At 29.9% G+C, this 1,911-nt stretch carries 2 protein-coding genes; both read right to left on the bottom strand.

All coding sequences use genetic code 11. The annotated features are described in order from the left end of the window. Positions 1-604 precede the first annotated feature (604 nt). Positions 605-1,027: a PIN domain-containing protein gene (locus EC396_RS15400; RefSeq protein WP_129367695.1), complete on the bottom strand. Its 423-nt coding sequence runs from the start codon at positions 1,025-1,027 to the stop codon at positions 605-607. Then, positions 1,024-1,272 carry a DUF6364 family protein gene (locus tag EC396_RS15395; protein ID WP_129367693.1) on the bottom strand — a complete coding sequence of 83 codons (249 nt, stop codon included), beginning with the start codon at positions 1,270-1,272 and terminating at the stop codon, positions 1,024-1,026. Before EC396_RS15395 ends, EC396_RS15400 begins: the two co-directional genes overlap by 4 nt. Between the last annotated feature and the right edge of the window lie 639 nt (positions 1,273-1,911).

The following is a 1,911-nucleotide window of genomic DNA, read 5'->3' as shown; positions in this document are numbered from 1 at the left end:
TGAATCTCTGAGCTTTGGCTGCACTATTCTTACAAAAAGAGTTCCTTAAAAAGTAAATTTTCGTTTTGAAAAAGAATGTTTTGAAAACTGTCCTATGGAATTTTTCGTTATAAAATATCAAATTCTTTAGCGTTGGGCGTAGCAGCGTCCAAAAAGCGCAGCGGTCTGGGCGTGATGGTTAAAAGGATTTGATAATTTTATAGAAAAATAACATCAGACTAGATTTTTTTGGTTCTTTTTTCATCAATGGAAAAAAGAATAAGAATGATAATTGTAAATATAAAATTGTAGTTCAAAGAATGTTCTAGTATTTATAGTAAAAGATCCCCGCATTCGCGAGGATGACCGTTGGTTTAATTTTTGGTAACCAGATACAGAATACTTTCCTTTTGAAAAATTGACTCCCTTTAGGGTTGGGGAAAAACAATTTTTCGGTAGCGTTGATTTTGTTAATAATTAAACTAATTTATAAATACACACCCCTAACCCCTCTCAAGAGGGGAATATTATAGTTGAATAATTACTTGTGACTTAAAACTGGCTTTTGACTTAAAACTTAAAACTTAGAACTGTTACTGAATACTAGCTATTGGCTTTTGTGAAGTTATATATTAGAGAGGCTTTTCAAAAATTCATCGGGTGTCATAACTGGAAGAAGTGATTTTTTAAAATCTTTTCCATTTCTTGTAATAATTAATTCACAGTCAGATTCAGTTGCGCTAAAATATTGAAGAGCATCTTCAAAATCCTTGAATGAAGAATTTAAACCTTTTTCAATTGTGTGTTCAGTTAAAGAACAAATTTCACTTATGATCTTAAATTTTCTTAATTTTTCCCTTGCTGTCTTTGAGTTTTCAAATTTTGAAAGAAAATAATTAACCGTAGCAAATGAAATAGGAGAAACAATTAAAGTTAATTTTCCTTTTTCTCCCAAAGTAGCAATTTTGGCTATGGATTCATAAAATGGATTACGTTCTCCCAAAAGATCTAGCATAACATTTGTGTCTATAAAAATTCTTTTACTCATTTATATTTTTCTGTTAAATAATCTGAGTATTCCTTTTTATAATCAATCTCATTTGGAATGCTATTTCCAGTTGAAATACTTTTAATAAAAGGTGAAATTTCAAAATCAATATCATTTTTTTCAGACGTTAATGTCTGAAGGTATACTTCTACAATTCGAGATAAACTTAACTTTTTTTCAGCAGCATATTCTTTAGCTTTCTCAATTATCTGTTGATTTAGTTTTAATGTTAATTTGGTATCCATAATACTTAAATATACGTACGAATATAAATATTTATTACGTAGATAACAAAATTTATTCCAAATTATTCATTTTAATAAATTCGTTGGCTACTAGATAATGAAAAGTTAATAATGAAAAATGAATGATTAATAATTAATACCGACTAAAACTTAAAATTAATACCATTTATAACTTGTCATTCCGACAAAGGAGGAACCACATCCAATGCTCAGTTTTATGTGATTTCTCATTGCATTCGAAATGACAAAATATACGTCATTTTCAGCCCTTTGCTAAGCTAATTCGAAGTATTGACTGGAAATCAGTTTGTCCTTAGGTTCAAATCCATTCCCCTCTTGAGAGGGGCTAGGGGAGTGTTTTGTTTAGTTTAAAGATACTTATTAGTTCTTACAGCAACATATCCCCGCATACGCGAGAAATCGAAGATTCGACGGAGTCAATGACGGTTCAAAGAATACTGTTACTAATTAATAATGAAAAAGGAATAATTATTACCAGATACTGAATACTTCAGTTATTGTCATTTTTTTTCAAAAATACACCTCCCTGCCCTCCTCAAGGAGGGATTTAATACGTCATTTTCAGCTTGACTGGAAATCTTTTGATTGTGTAGTTCAAATGAATGATTAATACCAATT

Origin of the sequence: Lutibacter sp. HS1-25 (assembly GCF_004121075.1) — a bacterium.
GTDB lineage: Bacteria > Bacteroidota > Bacteroidia > Flavobacteriales > Flavobacteriaceae > Lutibacter.
The sequence above is the reverse complement of the archived record's forward strand: the minus strand, read 5'-3'. Positions and strand labels throughout refer to the sequence as shown.